The sequence below is a fragment of the Streptomyces sp. NPDC023541 genome (assembly GCF_055559995.1).
In genome coordinates this window covers 21,329-37,119 of record NZ_JBVHJO010000012.1, presented here as the reverse complement: position 1 = coordinate 37,119, position 15,791 = coordinate 21,329, and the positions used below count along the sequence as shown (strand labels likewise).

Here is a 15,791-nt window from a genome sequence, read left to right as displayed (position 1 = left end):
AGCGGAGGCCTCCGTGCCCGACCGCCCCTCCACCGATTCTCCCCTCGCCCTCGAACTCATGGTCCACGGAGTCGCCGGAGCCTCTCCCGCCGAGCTGCTCGGCGACCCGCGCACCGTGCGCGTCACCGGTGACTCCACCGCAGCCGTGTTCCGCCGCATCGACGACGCCGACGCCGAAGCCCACCCCGAGCGGTACGCGGGCCTGCCCGTCCCCGAGGCCTACTGCTGGTCCCGGCTCACCTCGGGCAACGGCGCCCGCGCCCTGTGGCTTCTGCTCCTGCCCTTCATGGTGGCCAACCTCGCCCACTGGGCCCGGCCGGCCGCCCCCACCGGGCCCGGCGCCGACCCCGCGCCGCGCGCGGTGCGTACGTACGGGGTCCTCGTACGCATCCTCGCGCTCAGCCTGACCGTCCTGCTGATCGCCGCCGCCTGCGAGGTCGCGCTCGACCTCGCCGTCTGGCAGTGCGCGGGTTCCGCGACCTGCACCGCCACCGGCTCCCGCCTCGGATTCCTCGCCCCCGAAGGCGGCGGCTGGTGGTCCCAGCCCGGACGCCGCCTCGCCCTCGGCGCGCTGGTCCCCACCGCGCTGACCGGGCTGCTCTGGTTCCTGTCGAACCGCACCTGGAGCGCCTACGAATCCCAGCCGCCGCCCGCCGGCTCCGCCGACCCGGACACCGCCTCCGACACCGCACCCGCGCTCGGCCGTCCCGGATTCTGGTACGGGCGCCGCATCGTGGCCCGGCTGCGAGCCGCACACACCGCGGCCGGCCTGCTCACCGTCGCGGTGGCCGTCTCCGCGCCCACCGCCGCCCACGACCGCCGGACCACGGCCGCCCCCGCCCTCGAAACCTTCGGCTGGATCACCCAGGCCCTCCTCGCCGTCGGGGCCGTCACCGTCGCCTGGGTCGTCTGCCGGCGCGGCCGCAGCGAGGACCGCCCCGACCACCGCCTCGACCGGGCCGCGGTCAGCCTGCTGCCCGGAGCCGCCCTCGCCCTGCTCGCCGCCGTCCTCCTGCACGCCTGCTGGTCGCGACCGGGCTGGACCTCCACCGGACGCCTCCCCGGGGACTTCGCCTTCGGGGTGCTCATGCTCGGGCAGGGCCTCTGCGTACTGGCCCTCGCCGCCGTCGCCCGGTACCTGTACCGCAGGGCCCCCGATCCCGCGTCCGCCCTGCGCGGCCTCGGCGGCCCCGCCGTCGCCATGCTCGGCTGCGCCCTCGGCGGGGTCATGTCCGGCGGGGTCGCCCAGCGCGTCGCCGACTGGCTGGACGGCGCAGCCACCCCCGGCATGGCGGGCGCACCGCTGCCCGGGCCGCCCGTCCTGCTGTCCTGGCAGGCCGCCGTACTGCCGCCGCTGCTCCTCGTACTGGCCCTGCTCGCCGCCTGGTTCGCGGTGCGTGCGGCCCGGGCCCGGCGCGGCCTCGCGGCGGCCGTCGCGGCCGAATACCCGGGAGAGATCCCCGATACGGCGCGCAGCCGCCGTATCGCCGGGGCGCGGACGGCCGCCGCGCTCACCGACTCCGCGCCCTGGTTCGTCGCGGCCGTCTCCGGCATCACCCTGGTGCTCGGGGCCGGCGCACTCGCCGGAGCCTGGCTCAGCGGGCAGGTCCCGGGCGAGGCCGCCCGCGGCGGCCCGCCGCTCCTGGAGAGCGCCGCCCGCGCCGCCCAGGACGCCGGTTCCTGGCTGATCGGCCTCGGCATCGCCCTCTTCGCCGCCTGGGGCCGCCGCGCCTACCGGGACCCGGCAGCCCGGCGGACCATAGGGATCCTCTGGGACGTCGGCACCTTCTGGCCGCGCGCCGCCCACCCCTTCGCCCCGCCCTGCTATGCCGAGCGCGCCGTCCCCGACCTGACCTGGCGGATGGCCGGCTGGACCGGCCGCACCGGCGGCCGACTGGTGATCTCCGGCCACTCGCAGGGCAGCGTGCTCGCCGCGGCCGCCGTCTGGCAGCTGCCGCCGCCCGTCCGCCGCCGCGTCGCGCTGCTCACCTACGGATCCCCCCTCGCCCGCCTCTACGGCCGCTGGTTCCCCGCCTACTTCGGTCCCGGACCGCTCACCGCCCTGCACCGCGACGTCGACTGCTGGCGCAACCTCTGGCGGGCCACCGACCCCATCGGCGGCCCCGCGCTCCCCGGCCCCGCCTCACCGGAGGTGGACCGCGGCCCGCTCGCCGACCCCCTCGCCTACGGGCGCAGCGCCCGCCACCCGCTGCCCGCGCCGATCCTCGGCCACGCCGACTACCAGGCGGACCCCGCCTTCGCAGCCGAACGCGCCGCTCTCCTCGCCCGGCTGGAGACGGCGGCCCGGGCCGAGGTACCCGCTCAGCGCCCCGGCGTCAGCAAGGAGCCGGCAGCGTCGGCAGATCCGCCGGGAACAGCAGGGTGAGCTCGTCCGTGCTCGGCTCCGACAGCTGGGCCACCCGCCCCGCGTGCCGCTCCACCATCGACTCGAAGGTCTGGCGCGCGGTGCGGCCGTTGCCGAAGGCGGGCCCCTTGGGCAGCTCCGTGAAGTACGTCAGCAGGGCCTCGGCGGTGCCCTCCCCGAGGCGGTACTCGTGCTCCTCCGCCTGCTGTTCCACGATCCGCAGCAGTTCCCCCGGCCCGTAGTCGCCGAAGGCGATCGTCCGGGAGAACCGCGAGGCCACACCCGGGTTGACGGTCAGGAAGCGGTCCATCTCCGCCGTGTAGCCGGCGACGATCACCACCACCGCGTCCCGGTGGTCCTCCATCAGCTTCACCAGCGTGTCGATCGCCTCGCGCCCGAAGTCCCGGCCCGAGTCCTCCGGAGCCAGCGCGTACGCCTCGTCGATGAACAGCACCCCGCCGCGCGCCCGCTCGAAGGCCTCCTGCGTGCGGATCGCCGTGGAGCCGATGTGCTCGCCCACCAGGTCCACGCGCGACACCTCGACCAGGTGCCCCCGCTCCAGCACGCCGAGGGAGGCGAGGATCTCGCCGTACAGCCGGGCGACCGTGGTCTTCCCGGTGCCGGGGGAGCCGGTGAAGACCAGGTGCCGGCGCACCGAGGCGGCCTTGAGGCCAGCCTGCTGCCGCCGACGGCCCACCTCGATCATGTCGGTGAGGGCACGCACCTCGCGTTTGACGCTGTCCAGGCCCACCAGCGCGTCGAGATGCCCCAGCACCGCTCCGGGCGCCCGCGCGCCCGCCGCGGCCCCGGCCGGCTCCGGATGCGCGGGCCGCGGGACGGAGCCGGCCGGGGCCGCCGGAGACGGCTGCGCCACGGGGCTCCGCGCCGCGGTGACCGTACGCACCCCGCTCTGCGCCCCGGCGAAGCCGCCGCCGGGCGCCGACTGGGCCGCGGCCGCGGCCGCCGACGCCGACCGCGGGCCCGACCCGTCGCCGGTGCACTCCTCGGCGACGGGCCCGTCCTCCGCGAACTCGTAGCCGCCGCGCGCGCAGCGCTCCGTGTGGCAGCGCGTCAGCGTGGTGCGGCAGCCGTCGAGGACGTGGAAGCCGAAACCGGAACTGTCCGTCACCCGGCAGGCCTTGAAAGTGCCGCGGCCGCCCGCCGACACGTAGAAACCCGCCTCGGCGGGTGAGGTGACCGTACAGCGTTCGAGGGTCGGGTCGGCGCCCTTGGTGACGATCACACCGGTCTGCACGGCGTCGACGGTGCAGCCCGCGAGGGTGCCGCCGCTGCCGTGGTCGCGGAACCAGGCCCCGGTGGCCGCTTCGCGGATGCGGCAGTCGTCGAGCTGCGCCGAGGCGCCGTCGCTGACCGAGACCGCGGTGTTGCGGACCTGGGACAGGTCGCTGTCGGTGACCTCGACGCTCGACCCGCGGTCCAGGACGAAGAGCGCGTCCGGCACGTCGTGGACCCGGCAGGAGTCCAGGGAGGCGGTGGCCCCGTCGCTGACCCACACCGCCGGATAGTCGCCGGTGCTGTCGTGGATCTCGCAGGACTCGGCGTCGACCCGGGTGCCCGGGTCCCACACCGACAGGCCGTTGCGCCCGAACCGGCGTACCGACGTGCGGCTGAGAGTGAGCACCGAACGCGACCGGAGGTCGACGGCGTTCTCCGGGATGTCGTGGATGTCGCACCCGGCCAGGGTGAGGACGGCGTCGGTGTCGAGCGTGACCCCGTCGGCCGAGGTGCGGTGCACGGCGCAGTCGGTGAGGCGGGCGGCGGCGCGCGCGGCGATCTGCACCCCGGCGCCCCTGACCTCGTACACCTCGCAGCCCAGGGCTTCCAGGCCCGAGCCCTCGCCGGTGACGGAGATGCCCGCGCCGGTGGAGTGGTGGATGCGGCACCGCTCCAGGCGCGGCCGGCCGCCGCCGCGGACCGAGAACCCGGTCTGACCCGAGGCGACGACCTCGCACTCCTCGAAAACCCCGCCGCCGCCGTCCAGTACGGCGATTCCGATGCCGGCCGGGTTCTCCACGGTGCAGCGGCGCACCAGGGGCCGGGCCCCGGGGCCGCGCACCTCGATGCCGGCCGCCGAGTGGGTGCTCACGCGCAGGTCGGTCAGCTCGGGGGAGCCGTCCTCCACCAGCAGCGCCGGGGCCGCCCGGTCCTGGCCCTCCAGGTACAGGTCGTGCACCACGGCCGAGGCGCGCAGGGTCAGCGCGACCCCGTCGAGCGGCGCGATCCGCACCGAACCCGACCCGTCCTCGGGCCCGCGCAGGGTGACGGCGTGGTGCAGTACCAGGTTCTCCCGGTAGGTGCCCGGGGCGATGGACAGCACGTCCCCGTCGCCCGCGGCGGCGAGCGCGGCGGTCAGCGTCGGATATTCACCGGAGCGGCGCCGCCACCGCGAAGAGCCGCCGTGCGTCACCTGGACCGTGCCCTGAACCATGGTGCTGTCGTGCCCCCACCCTCGTGCTCGCGCTGCCGATGCGGCCGGAGCCGCTGATGTCCGAGGCCACTCGGGTGGCTGCTGCCACGGGAGAGACCGGTCCGGCCGCTCCACCGTAGCGCGCGCCGGGCCGATGGGCCGCCAGGTCAGCCACCGGCGCCCGCCCGGCCCCAGTCCGGTCCGGCGGCCGCCCACGCCCGGTCCAGACGTAAGTACCGACGGTGCATGAGCCGACGTACGACCAGGCGGCGGACGGTCACGGCCAATGCGGCCACTCCGGCAGCGGCGGCCAGACCCGCCGTCCCCGCGTGGAAGGAGGCGGCCGACGGGTCCAGCGGCTGCCCCACCAGCCGGCCCCGGTCGTCGGTCCATATGCGGAACCGGTCGCCGGGGAGCGGTGGTTCCTCCGCGGCCGGCACCGTGCCCTCGTGGCTGCTGCCGTCGGGCGCGGTCCACGAGGCCACGATCTGCGTACGCCGAGGCGCCGTCCGCTGCGCCGACGGGTCGGCGGACACCGCCTCGTCCGCGGTCGGGGCGGGCCGGACCACCACGGCCGGGACGAGATGACGCTCCTGCCGCTGCTCGTACGCGGCCTGTTGAAGCGTGCCGTCCACGCGCAGGCCCGCGACCCAGCCGACGGCCGGCGCCACCACCACGACGCACACCAGCGCCGCGAACGCCACCCACGCCTCGAAGAGATCGGTCGGCCGGCGCAGCGGATTGCGCCGCCAGCGCCACACACCCATTGCCGTCCGCACGGTCCGGCTCCCCCTGCCAGGGGGCGTCTTGCCGGTCATGCCGGGCTCGCGGCGCCCGGCACCGCGCCTCGCCGCGTCGTTCTCACTGGACGACGCTCCGCGTCGCCTCCCCCGTCCGCCTTGCGATGCTTCCCCTCGGCCCTGCGGGCCCGGGGAGGCCCCATGGCGCCATGCGCCGCTCCCTGATCCGGCCTGATCGACAAGACACCCCCTAGCGCCAGTCTCCGTCTGTCTGCGCGCCCACGCCTTCCGCATGCCCCGGGGGACGCGTTCCGGGACGCACGAGACATGTGCCACCCGATTCCGGAACCGGTCGTCCGGTGTCACGGCCCGTGCGGGTACCCACCTGTTCTGACTGATCCAACGGCCTGGTCACGCCGGTTGGTTCCAGCTCGGGGGCGGAGCCCCTCGAAGGTGTCATTCCTGTGGTCCGGTCGCCACCCGGACGCGGCCCGTCATGCGAGGATGCGGACCTCGTCGCCGACGTGCAGGGTGCCCGGCCGCAGCGGCACCAGCAGCCGCCCGAAGGCAAGCGACTTGCCGATCCGCCGGTGCCTGGCCAGCGTCTTCAGCGGTTCCCTGCCCCGCTCCGCCGTTCGCTGGTCGGTCGTGGTGACGACGCACCGGCCGCATTCGCGCGCGCCGCGGAAGAGGGCGTCGCCGATCGCGAGGCGCTGCCAGTGGTCCTCCGCCCAGGCCTCGGCCCCCGAGACCACGACGTTCGGGCGGAAACGGTTCATGGGCAGCGGGCCCTCCTCGGGATGGTCCCCCGCCGCGATCAGAGAGTTGAGGGCGTCCAGTGAGGCGAGCGTGGTGAGCAGCAGCGGATAGCCGTCGGCCAGGCTCACCGTCTCGCCCGGCAGGGCGTAGTCAGGGTCTACGGGACGGCGTACGGCCGGGTCGTCCAAATGCACCAGCCGGACCGGAACCCCGAGGAACGCGCTGAACCAGTCGGCCGCGGCCCTCGCCGCGACCACGGTCTCGACCTTCTTCCCGAACCGCGACACCGGCTCCAGCGGACCGGGCCCCGGCACCTCCACGACCAGCTCCGCCATGTCCGGAGCGGTCACCGCGATCCCTTCGCCGCCCACCGGGCGCGCGGACGCCAAGGCCAGCCGGGGATGGCGGCGTTGGGTGACGACCGTCCCCTCGGGGTCGATCAGGGCCCACCGCCGGTCCCCGGACAGCCCCCAGGGCTCCACCGCCACCTCGTCGGGAGCGGTCCCCGCTACCGATTTGACGGGGTGGACGTGGAGCGCCTGAACGTGCAACTTCGACATGGGGGCATACTGCCAGCCCGCTCCGCCGTCCCGGCGCGCGTGAGGGGCCCGGTCAGTAGCCGCGCCCCTGGTAGGGGCGGCCGTACGGATCCTCGTACGAGGCGCCCGCGACCGGAGCCGGCACCTGCATGGGGCGCGGCGCGGCCGGACGCATCGCCTCGTAGCCGGTGGCCATGGCCGCCGGGCGCGGCTGCTGCGGCTGGGGCTGCGGCATGTACCCGGCGCGGGCGGCCACCGGCTGCTGCTGCGGAATGTAGGGCGCGGGCGCGTTCTGCAGCGGCATCGGCTGCGGAGCGACCTGCTGCTGGTACGGGTACCCGTACGCCGGTGCCTGCTGCTGAGGGGCGGCAGGGGGGAGTGCGGGCAGGGCCGACGGGAGGGCCGGCAGGTACCCACCGCTCGAATAACCCGCGCTCGGGGACTCGTAGGCGGCCGGGACGCGGATCGGAGCGATCTGCGGAGTGCCGCGTTCGGCGACGAGGGAGTCGTAGATGGGGGTGTCCGGGAAGGAGGGCGCGGAGTAGTAACCGCCGCCATAAGTGGAGCGGGGGGAGGTCATGAGACATAAGTTAAGCCCACGAATTCACCGGGTCCATAGCAAGGTGCCGTCAACACCGCGCTGACCTGCATATTCGCAGGTCAGAGCCACGCCTTTCACTTGGCGTTCACGTGCACGATTTCGTCACTTCCATCCCACCTTGCTCCAACTCGTACCTACCGGTTGTGCGTTGCACCGACTTTCTGCTGACACAGCGTCACAACGCGGTGACCTCGGATGACGCGGGTCCGGACAGGGGTCCGCCGTTTCAGGCATCGCTCGGACTGGCATAGGTGCGGCCCTTCCACGATGCCCCGCGTCCGCGGTAGTGCTGAACGGCCGAGTCGACGGTCATCAGGAGGTACAGCAGCGCCGTGAGCGGAAGCAGCGGGGCGAGCGCGGCGGGCTGGCGGTAGTAGCGGATCATCGGCAGGTAGGTGCCGGCCATCAGCAGCCAGGCGAGGCCCCCGGCCCACGCCGCGGAGGTCCGTCCGGTGGCGAGGCCCGCCAGGAGGGCGGCCGGGGGCACCAGGTAGACGAGCGCCAGCCCGGCGACCGTCCCGGCGAGCAGCAGGGGCTGGTGGCGCAGTTGCGCGTAGGCGCTGCGCGAGACCATCCGCCACAGGTCCGCGAGCGCGGGATAGGGGCGCACGCTGTCCACCCGCTCCGCGAGCCCCAGCCAGATCCGGCCGCCGGAGTCCTGCACCGCCCGGGCCAGGGAGACGTCGTCGATGACGGCCTGGCGGATGCCGTCGGGCACGTCCGCCCGTACGGCGGCCGCGGTGCGCAGCAGGACGCAGCCGCCCGCGGCCGCGGCGGTGCGGGCGCCGGGACGGTTGATCCGGCGGAAGGGGTAGAGCTGGGCGAAGAAGTAGACGAAGGCCGGGACCACGAGGCGTTCCCACAGGCCGACCACGCGCAGGCGGGCCATCTGCGAGACGAGGTCGAGGTCGGCGGAGGTCGCGGCGCAGACCAGTTCGCGCAGACTGTCGGGTTCGTGCGCGATGTCGGCATCGGTGAGCAGCAGGAAGTCGGGCTCGGTGGCGTGCGCGGTGCGGGCCAGCGAGATGCCGTGGCGCAGCGCCCACAGCTTGCCCGTCCAGCCGGGGGCGGGCTCGCCGGGGGAGACGACGGTGAGCGGAAGGCCCGGCTGTCCGGCGGCGATCCGGAGCGCGAGACCGCCGGTGCCGTCCGTGCTGCCGTCGTCGACGAGGATGATTTCGGCCTCCCCGGGATAGTCCTGGGCGATGAGCGAGGGCAGGCTGAGCGGCAGCACCCCGGCCTCGTCCCGGGCGGGCACGACGATCGCGACGGACGGCCAGCGGGCGGGGGCGGTGCGCGGCGGGAGGCGGACGTCGGTGCGCCAGAACATGCCCTGGGCGAGGGTGAGCCAGAGCCATGCGGCGAGGGAGGCGTAGGACGCGGCGGTGGCGACGGCGGCGCCGGTGAGGAGGCCCATGGCGGCAGTGTGCCGGGCCGGCGGGGGCCTGTCGCGCATCCGGCCGTTCCGGTGCGGCGCCCCTGGCGGGGCAGGCGGATGCGGCGTCGCGGTGGCCCCGCGGCGGTCCGGGCGGGCGCGGCGGCGTGCGGGGGCCGGGGCTGCGGGCGGGCAGGTGGTGCCCGGCTGCTCCGGTGCGGGCCGGGTGCGGTGGTCCGCTGCGGTGCGCCCTGCGGGCGGTGCGCCCGGCGGGCGGCGCGCGGGGGCGGGATCCGGCCGGAGCCGGGTCGGGCCGGACCCGGTGTCGACTAAAGTGGCCGGGTGAAGATCGCGCTCATGGACTCCGGAATCGGCCTCCTCGCGGCGGCCGCGGCGGTGCGGCGGCTGCGGCCGGACGCGGATCTCGTCCTGTCCTCCGACCCGGACGGAATGCCCTGGGGTCCGCGGACCCCCGAAGACCTCACCGGTCGGGCCCTCGCAGTGGCCCGGGCCGCCGCCGCGCACCGCCCCGACGCGCTCATCGTGGCCTGCAACACCGCCACCGTGCACGCCCTGGACGCCGTGCGGGCGGAACTGGAGCCGGACATCCCGGTCATCGGAACCGTACCCGCGATCAAGCCCGCCGCGGCGGCCGGCGGCCGGGTGGCCATCTGGGCCACCCCCGCCACCACCGGCAGCCCCTACCAGCGCGGGCTGATCCGCGACTTCGCCACCGGTGCCCGCGTCACGGAGGTGCCCTGCCCCGGACTGGCCGACGCCGTGGAGGCGGCCGACGAAGCGGCGGTGACCGCGGCCGTCGCCGCGGCGGCCGCGCTGACCCCGGCCGACGTCACCGACGTGGTGCTCGGATGCACCCACTACGAGCTGACCGAGAGCCCCATCCGCGCCGCCCTCGCCGTGCGGACCGGGGGAGCGGGGCTGGTCTACTACGGTTCCGCCGAGCCCGTCGCCACCCAGGCGCTGCGCCGTATCGGCGCCGTCGCCGAGCCCGGCCTGCCCCGCACGGGCGGCCTGACCGTCCTGCACAGCGGCCGCGAAGCGCTGCTGCCCGCCGCGGCGTTCGCGTACGCCGAGGGACGGCTCCTGGCGGGCCAGGGCGCGCCCGTCGGCTGACGCTGCCGGGGCGTTGCCCGAACCGCCGCGCGCACTGCGGCCGCGGTTGCCGGCCGTCGGGCCCGGTCGCCCCTGCGTCCCCCGCATACCCGCTGCGCCCTTGTGCGGCGTCCGACGTGGCGGATCCAAGGGCCCGGAGTCCAGGCCGTCGGCCAACGAGACGAACCGTCTTGCGCAACGTCCGGATGCGGGTTACGTTTTCAGCACAACAAGACGAGACGTCTCGTCTCGACGTCACCGGAAGGAACCGCCCTTGCGCGCTCCACTCGCCTCCACCCAGATCGTCCTGTCCGAGGTCACCAAGGCCTATGACACCCGCGTCGTCCTGGACCGGGTCAGCTGCACGGTCCGGCCCGGCGAGCGGGTCGGCGTCGTCGGCGACAACGGCTCCGGCAAGTCCACCCTCCTCCGGCTCCTCGCCGGACGGGAACGCCCCGACCACGGTGAGGTCACCGTCACCGCCACCGGCGGCACCGGACACCTCGCGCAGACCCTCGACCTCCCCCCGGACGCCCGCGTGGGCGAGGCCGTCGACCTCGCCCTCGCCGACCTCCTCGCCCTCGAACGCCGCATCCGCACCGCCGAATCCCTCCTGCACCGGGCCGGCCCCGACGAACTCACCGCCTACGCGGACCTCCTCGCCGCCCACGAGGCGCGCGGCGGCCGCGACGCCCGGCGACGGGTCGCGACCACCCTGCGCCGCCTCGGCGAACGCGCCGACATGGACCCCGACCGCCGGCTCGGCACCCTCTCCGGCGGGCAGCGCTCCCGGCTCGCCCTCGCGGCCGCCCTGGCCGCCGAGCCGGAACTGCTGCTGCTCGACGAGCCGACCAACGACCTCGACGACGAGGCCGTCGCCTGGCTGGAAGAGCACCTGCGCGCACGCCGCGGCACCCTCGTGGCCGTCACCCACGACCGGCTCTTCCTCGACCGGGTCACGACCGCCGTCCTGGAGGTCGACGCGGACCGCAGGACGGTACGCCGGTTCGGCAACGGCTACACCGGGTTCCTGGCCGGCCGCGCCGCCGAACGGGCTCGTCGCGAGCGGGAGTACGAGGAGTGGCGCGAGGAGGTGCGCAGTGCCGAACGGCTCGCCGAGACCAACATCGGGCGGTTCGCCGCGATCCCGCGCAAGCTGCCCCGCGGCTTCAGCGGCGCCGGCGCCTTCCGCGCCCGGTCGCGCACCCACGGCGCCGCGAGCCGTATCCGCACCGCCCGCGAACGCCTGCACCGGCTGACCGGGAACCCGGTCCCGCCGCCCCCGCGGCCGCTCACCTTCACGGGGCGGTTCACCGAAGGCGCCGCCGGAGCCGTCGAACTGGCGGGCGCGGCGCTGCCCGGACGGCTCGAACCGCTCTCGCTGGAACTCGCGCCGGGAGAACGCCTCCTGGTCACCGGACCCAACGGAACGGGAAAATCAACCCTGTTGCACCTCCTCGCCGGTGAACTGGAGTCGGCGCAGGGCCTCGTACGCACACCCGAGCGGGTGGGGCTGCTGCGGCAGGACGACCCGTGGGCGGGCGAACACCGCTCGGCCGTCGAGCTGTTCGGCCGCGAGTACGCCGACCGGTACGTCGCCGCGCTCGGCCTGCTGGCCCCCGCCGACCTGACCCGGCCGGTGCGCACCCTCTCGGCCGGCCAGCGCCGGAAGCTGGAGCTGTCCCGGCTGGTGGCCCGCCCCCTCGACCTGCTCCTGCTGGACGAACCGACGAACCACCTGGCCCCGGCCCTCGTGGAGGAACTGGAGGCGGCCCTGGCCCACTTCGGCGGGACCCTCGTGGTGGTCACGCACGACCGGCGGCTGCGCGCCGGCTTCCGCGGCCGCCGCTTGGAACTTCAGGGGGAGCCGGCCGCCACGAGCCGCTGAGCCAGCGTCCGCAGGTCGTCCGCGTACAGGACCCGCTCGCCGAACCCGGGCAGTGGTACGTGCAACCGCGCCGCCCAGTGCGCGGGAACCGCCCCCTGCCCGTACCGCGCGCCGGCCAGCGCACCCGTCACCGCGGCCACCGTGTCCGTGTCCCCGCCGAGATCCACGGCGGCGCGTACGGCCTCCGCGAACCCGGCGGTGGTCCGCAGCGCCCACACCGCCGAGCCCAGGCAGGGCCACACCGCCCCGTTGAACTCGGTGGCCAGGCGCGGGTGCCAGTCGGGGGCGAGCACCCGGGCGTACCGTTCGCGGTGGTCCGGGTGCACGTGGTCGAGCGTGGCCGGCAGGGCCGCGAGGGGATCGGCGCCGTCCAGGGCGACGCGGACGAGTTCGTGCAGGATCGCGGTCCCCTCCCAGGCGGCCCGGTCGCCGTGGGTCAGCGCCGCGATCCGCCGCGCGGCGTCCATGGTCGCCTCCCGTCCGGCGGCGGAGAAGTACACGGCCGAGCCGGAGGCCCGCATCAGGGAACCGTTGCCGGCCGCCCGGGCGTTGATCTGGAAGTGCAGGGCCGCTGCGAGGTCCCAGGGCTCGCCGTTGGTGAGCACGTCCTCCGTCTGCAGCCCGATGTCCTTCGGGTGCCCGGCCGCCCACCGCTGGAACCGGCCGAAGACGTCGGGGAGTTCGAGGCCGCCCCGTTCCAGGAGCGACTCGGCGACCAGGACGGCCATCTGGGTGTCGTCCGTCGCCTCGCCCGGGTCCCAGCCGCCGCCCCCGCACATCTCCTCGCCCCGCTTGCTCAACTGCCCCGCCGGCCCGAACTCGTACGGGGCGCCGAGTGCGTCACCGGCGGCGGACCCGAGCACGGCTCCCACGGCCCGGTCCAGCCGGGTGGGCGCGATCACCGGTCCTCCTCGGGGCGTACGGCGGCCAGCAGTCCGCGGGCGAAGCGGTCCAGGTCGTCCAGACCGGCGGCGGCCAGGGTGGCCGGGGCGCCGGTCAGCAGATGGGGAACGGCGCCGTGCAGGGCGAGGGTCAGGGCCCCGGCCCGTTCGGCCCCGGCCGGCAGCCCGGCCGTGCGCAGCAGGTTCGCGTGCGCTGCGAAGTCCGCCGCGGCGATCGGGTCCAGCAGTGCGGCCAGCCACGGCCTGCGCGTCCCCTCGGTCTGGAGTTCCAGATAGGCGAGCACGCGGGGCCGCCCGGGCCCCGCCACGTCCCGCAGCAGCCCGGCGAGCATCACCGCGAGCCCGTCCGCGTCGGCCGGCCCCGGCCCGTCCCCCGCCAGGGACGCGGCCAGCGCCCGGTACTGCTCCAGGCAGCGTTCCGCCACCGCCCGCAGCAGCGCGTCGCGCGTGGGGAAGTAGTTCTTCGCCGTGCCCGTCGGCACGTCGGCTGCCGCGTCGACGGCCCGGTGGGTCAGCCCGCGCCCGCCCGACTCCGCCAGTACGGCGACGGCCGCGTCCCGCAGCCGGTCCCTCCGGTCCTGATTCACGTTGCCAGCATAACCACAGCCGTGGTACCACAGGTGTAGTACCACGGCTGTGGTGGTCATGGCCGTGGGGGACGGAGGGGGAGCCATGAGCGGCGGGACCGGGGACGGAACCAGTACCTTGAGCGGCCGCGGGGCGGGAACGGCCGTGGTGGTCGGCGCCGGGGTCGGCGGGCTCGCGACCGCCATCGGCCTGCGCCGCGCCGGCTGGACGGTGACCGTCCTGGAACGGCGGGCCGCGCTCGAACGCTACGGAACCGCCTTCGGCATCCACCCGACCGCGCAGACCGCGCTCGACCGCCTCGGCCTCGGCGACGCGCTGCGGGTGCGCACCGTGCCGTACCGGAACGCCCGCATCCGACGCCCCGACGGCAAGGTCCTCGCCGCCCTCCCGCTGGAGCGGATCGAACGCAGGTGGGGCCGCCCCGAACTGCTCATGTCCCGGCCCCACCTGATCGACGCCCTGCTGGCCGAGCTCGACCGCCTCGGCGGCACGCGGATCGAGTACGCGCGGCCCCTGACCGACCCGGGCGCACTCGTCGCCGACCTGGTCGTGGGCGCGGACGGCATCAACAGCGCGGTGCGGACGGCGTACTTCGGCACCCGCAGTAGCCCCCGCCCGATCGGCACGGTCGCCTGGATCGGCATCGCCGGATTCGAGACCGGCCTGTACGGCGAGACCTGGGGCGAGGGCCGCTTCTTCGGCATGACCCCCGTCGAGCCCGGCCGCACCAACTGGTACGCCACGGTGCCCGCGGCCACCAGCGCACGAGAGTTGCGGGAGGCCTTCACCGGCTGGCACGACCCGATCCCGCGCGTGCTGGCCGAGACCGATCCGGAGACCTGGGTCCGGTACGAGATGCGCCACCTGTACCCCGCGCTCCGCGCCTTCGTCGCCGACAACCGGGTCGCCCTCGTCGGCGACGCCGCCCACGCCATGACGCCCAACCTCGGCCAGGGCGCCTGCACCGCCCTGCTCGACGCCGAGGCCCTGACCCGCGCCGTCGCCGCCGCCGGGCCGGACGGGCTGCCCGGCGCCCTGGACGCGTACGACGCCGAGCGCCGCCGCAGCGCCCAGCGCGTCGCCTTCGGCTCCCGTACCCTGCACCGGTTCATGACCGCCCGCCGCCCGGCCCTGCGCGACGCCCTCCTGCGCATGCTCCCCGGCTGACGCCCCGCCCGGCGTTCGCGCGCGTCGCGGCGGGCTCCGCGGCGACCGGCGGCCGTAGGGTCGAGCCCTCACCGAGGAGGACTCCTGATGCGACGCGTGACCTATGCGATGGGCGTCTCGCTCGACGGCTACATCGTCGGGCCGGACGGAGACTTCGACTGGACGGAGCCCGACGAGGAGGTCTTCCGGTTCTGGATCGACGAGACCCGCGAGCTCGGCGTCCACCTGTTGGGGCGGCGGCTCTACGAGACGATGCTGTACTGGGAGACCGCCGACCAGGACCCGTCGCTCGACGCCGCGTCACGCGAATGGATCGAGGTCTGGAATCCGCTCCCGAAGGTGGTGTTCTCCAGCACCCTGTCAGCGGTGCAGGGCAACGCCCGCCTGGCATCCGGCGGCCTGGCGGAGGAGATCGAGCGGCTGCGGGCCGGGCCGGAGGACGGCGACATCGCGATCGGCGGCGCGACGCTCGCCGCCGAGGCGGCCGCGCTCGGCCTCATCGACGAGTACCGGGTCATGGTCCACCCGGTACTGGTCGGCGGCGGCATTCCGTTCTTTCCCCAGGAAGGGCGCCGGGTCGATCTCGAACTCGTCGAGACCCGCACCTTCGGCTCGAAGGTCGTCCACCTCCGCTACCGCGTGGCGCGCTAGGCCGTGTCTTCCGCATCTCGCCGGGCGTTCGGGCGCCCGCCGGTGGTGCCGTAGCTGAACGTGGGTACGCTGCTACGTATGACGGGTCACCCTCCTGGTCCGCTCTGGACGGGCCGGGCCTCCAACCCCCTGCAGTGGCTGCTCGCGGTCGCAGGTGCGGCCTGCGTGGCGCTCGGCGTCGAGCTGGCCGTCGACAACACGTGGACCTCCGGCTTCGTCCCGCTGCTCATGGCAGTGACCGGCTGCCTCGCCGCCGGACTGCTCATGGTGTACGGCACGGTCGCCTTCGTGCACGTCTCCGTCACCATCGACGCAGAGGCCCTCCTGGTGCGCTGCGGGCACGTCGGGTTGCCGCGCCGCAGGATCGAGCTCACCGACGTGGCCTCGGTCGCGTACCTCTCCCGGATCACCCCGCAGCACTGGGGCGGATGGGGCTACCGCTGGCGCCCCGAGAAGGGCACCGCCGTGATCGTCCGGCGCGGCGAGGGCTTGGAACTGACACTGGACGACGGCAAGCTCTTCACGGTGACCGTCGACGACGCCGAGAACGCGGTCCGCGTCATCCGCGCCCACCTGCGCACCCTCGCCGGCTGACCCCCCACCCGCCGGCGCCCCGTCCGCGCCGCACGGGCCGAGCGCTTACGGGATCCGAGGGCGCGGGGACGTACACTCCGC

At 75.3% G+C, this 15,791-nt stretch carries 13 protein-coding genes; 6 read left to right on the top strand and 7 right to left on the bottom strand.

The window, feature by feature from the left end:
* Nucleotides 1–58 precede the first annotated feature (58 nt).
* On the top strand, nt 59–2,386 hold the full coding sequence (locus tag ACZ3X1_RS26645) for a hypothetical protein (protein ID WP_467281319.1): 2,328 nt from the start codon (nt 59–61) through the stop codon (nt 2,384–2,386).
* Here the strand turns inward: ACZ3X1_RS26645 and ACZ3X1_RS26640 are convergent.
* The 5 genes from ACZ3X1_RS26640 to ACZ3X1_RS26620 form a co-directional block, all read right to left on the bottom strand.
* The gene (locus ACZ3X1_RS26640) at nt 2,337–4,814 is read right to left on the bottom strand and encodes a right-handed parallel beta-helix repeat-containing protein (RefSeq protein ID WP_467281210.1); all 2,478 of its coding nucleotides are present in this window, start codon (nt 4,812–4,814) and stop codon (nt 2,337–2,339) included. The genes ACZ3X1_RS26645 and ACZ3X1_RS26640 overlap by 50 nt on opposite strands.
* A gap of 146 nt (nt 4,815–4,960) precedes the next feature.
* A complete protein-coding gene (locus tag ACZ3X1_RS26635; protein ID WP_467281209.1) occupies nt 4,961–5,572 on the bottom strand; it encodes an Rv1733c family protein in 612 nt (203 codons plus the stop codon).
* Between the two features lie 455 nt (nt 5,573–6,027).
* Entirely contained in the window at nt 6,028–6,852 is an 825-nt protein-coding gene (locus ACZ3X1_RS26630; protein ID WP_467281208.1) for an MOSC domain-containing protein, read from the bottom strand.
* 52 nt (nt 6,853–6,904) lie between these two features.
* A complete protein-coding gene (locus ACZ3X1_RS26625; protein WP_356812299.1) occupies nt 6,905–7,411 on the bottom strand; it encodes a DUF6643 family protein in 507 nt (168 codons plus the stop codon).
* A gap of 247 nt (nt 7,412–7,658) precedes the next feature.
* Nucleotides 7,659–8,849 (bottom strand): glycosyltransferase, encoded by a 1,191-nt coding sequence (locus ACZ3X1_RS26620; RefSeq protein ID WP_467281207.1) that lies wholly within the window; start codon nt 8,847–8,849, stop codon nt 7,659–7,661.
* A 300-nt stretch (nt 8,850–9,149) separates the two neighbouring features.
* Between ACZ3X1_RS26620 and ACZ3X1_RS26615 the strand changes: the two genes are divergently transcribed.
* On the top strand, nt 9,150–9,941 hold the full coding sequence (locus ACZ3X1_RS26615; RefSeq protein WP_356812296.1) for a glutamate racemase: 792 nt from the start codon (nt 9,150–9,152) through the stop codon (nt 9,939–9,941).
* Nucleotides 9,942–10,194: 253 nt separating this feature from the next.
* Nucleotides 10,195–11,808, top strand: a complete 1,614-nt coding sequence (locus ACZ3X1_RS26610; RefSeq protein ID WP_467281206.1) for an ATP-binding cassette domain-containing protein — start codon at nt 10,195–10,197, stop codon at nt 11,806–11,808.
* Here ACZ3X1_RS26610 and ACZ3X1_RS26605 read toward each other — a convergent pair.
* Both ACZ3X1_RS26605 and ACZ3X1_RS26600 read right to left on the bottom strand, forming a co-directional pair.
* Entirely contained in the window at nt 11,778–12,710 is a 933-nt protein-coding gene (locus ACZ3X1_RS26605) for an ADP-ribosylglycohydrolase family protein (RefSeq protein ID WP_467281205.1), read from the bottom strand. The two genes, ACZ3X1_RS26610 and ACZ3X1_RS26605, sit on opposite strands and share 31 nt — an antisense overlap.
* Entirely contained in the window at nt 12,707–13,297 is a 591-nt protein-coding gene (locus ACZ3X1_RS26600) for a TetR/AcrR family transcriptional regulator (protein ID WP_467281204.1), read from the bottom strand. Before ACZ3X1_RS26600 ends, ACZ3X1_RS26605 begins: the two co-directional genes overlap by 4 nt.
* Before the next feature lie 85 nt (nt 13,298–13,382).
* Here ACZ3X1_RS26600 and ACZ3X1_RS26595 point away from each other — a divergent pair, with 85 nt between their 5' ends.
* From ACZ3X1_RS26595 to ACZ3X1_RS26585, 3 genes are all read left to right on the top strand, one after another.
* Entirely contained in the window at nt 13,383–14,465 is a 1,083-nt protein-coding gene (locus tag ACZ3X1_RS26595; protein WP_467281203.1) for an FAD-dependent oxidoreductase, read from the top strand.
* 87 nt (nt 14,466–14,552) lie between these two features.
* The gene (locus ACZ3X1_RS26590; protein WP_356812291.1) at nt 14,553–15,116 is read left to right on the top strand and encodes a dihydrofolate reductase family protein; all 564 of its coding nucleotides are present in this window, start codon (nt 14,553–14,555) and stop codon (nt 15,114–15,116) included.
* A 78-nt stretch (nt 15,117–15,194) separates the two neighbouring features.
* Entirely contained in the window at nt 15,195–15,710 is a 516-nt protein-coding gene (locus tag ACZ3X1_RS26585; RefSeq protein ID WP_356812290.1) for a hypothetical protein, read from the top strand.
* The last annotated feature ends 81 nt before the right edge of the window (nt 15,711–15,791 follow it).

Bases quoted from the DNA above. Each gene is read 5' to 3' on its own strand.
- ACZ3X1_RS26645 (WP_467281319.1), top strand. From the start codon at position 59: ATGGTCCACGGAGTCGCCGGAGCCTCTCCCGCCGAGCTGCTCGGCGAC.
- ACZ3X1_RS26640 (WP_467281210.1), bottom strand. From the start codon at position 4,814: ATGGTTCAGGGCACGGTCCAGGTGACGCACGGCGGCTCTTCGCGGTGG.
- ACZ3X1_RS26630 (WP_467281208.1), bottom strand. From the start codon at position 6,852: ATGTCGAAGTTGCACGTTCAGGCGCTCCACGTCCACCCCGTCAAATCG.
- ACZ3X1_RS26625 (WP_356812299.1), bottom strand. From the start codon at position 7,411: ATGACCTCCCCCCGCTCCACTTATGGCGGCGGTTACTACTCCGCGCCC.
- ACZ3X1_RS26620 (WP_467281207.1), bottom strand. From the start codon at position 8,849: ATGGGCCTCCTCACCGGCGCCGCCGTCGCCACCGCCGCGTCCTACGCC.
- ACZ3X1_RS26595 (WP_467281203.1), top strand. From the start codon at position 13,383: ATGAGCGGCGGGACCGGGGACGGAACCAGTACCTTGAGCGGCCGCGGG.
- ACZ3X1_RS26590 (WP_356812291.1), top strand. From the start codon at position 14,553: ATGCGACGCGTGACCTATGCGATGGGCGTCTCGCTCGACGGCTACATC.
- ACZ3X1_RS26585 (WP_356812290.1), top strand. From the start codon at position 15,195: ATGACGGGTCACCCTCCTGGTCCGCTCTGGACGGGCCGGGCCTCCAAC.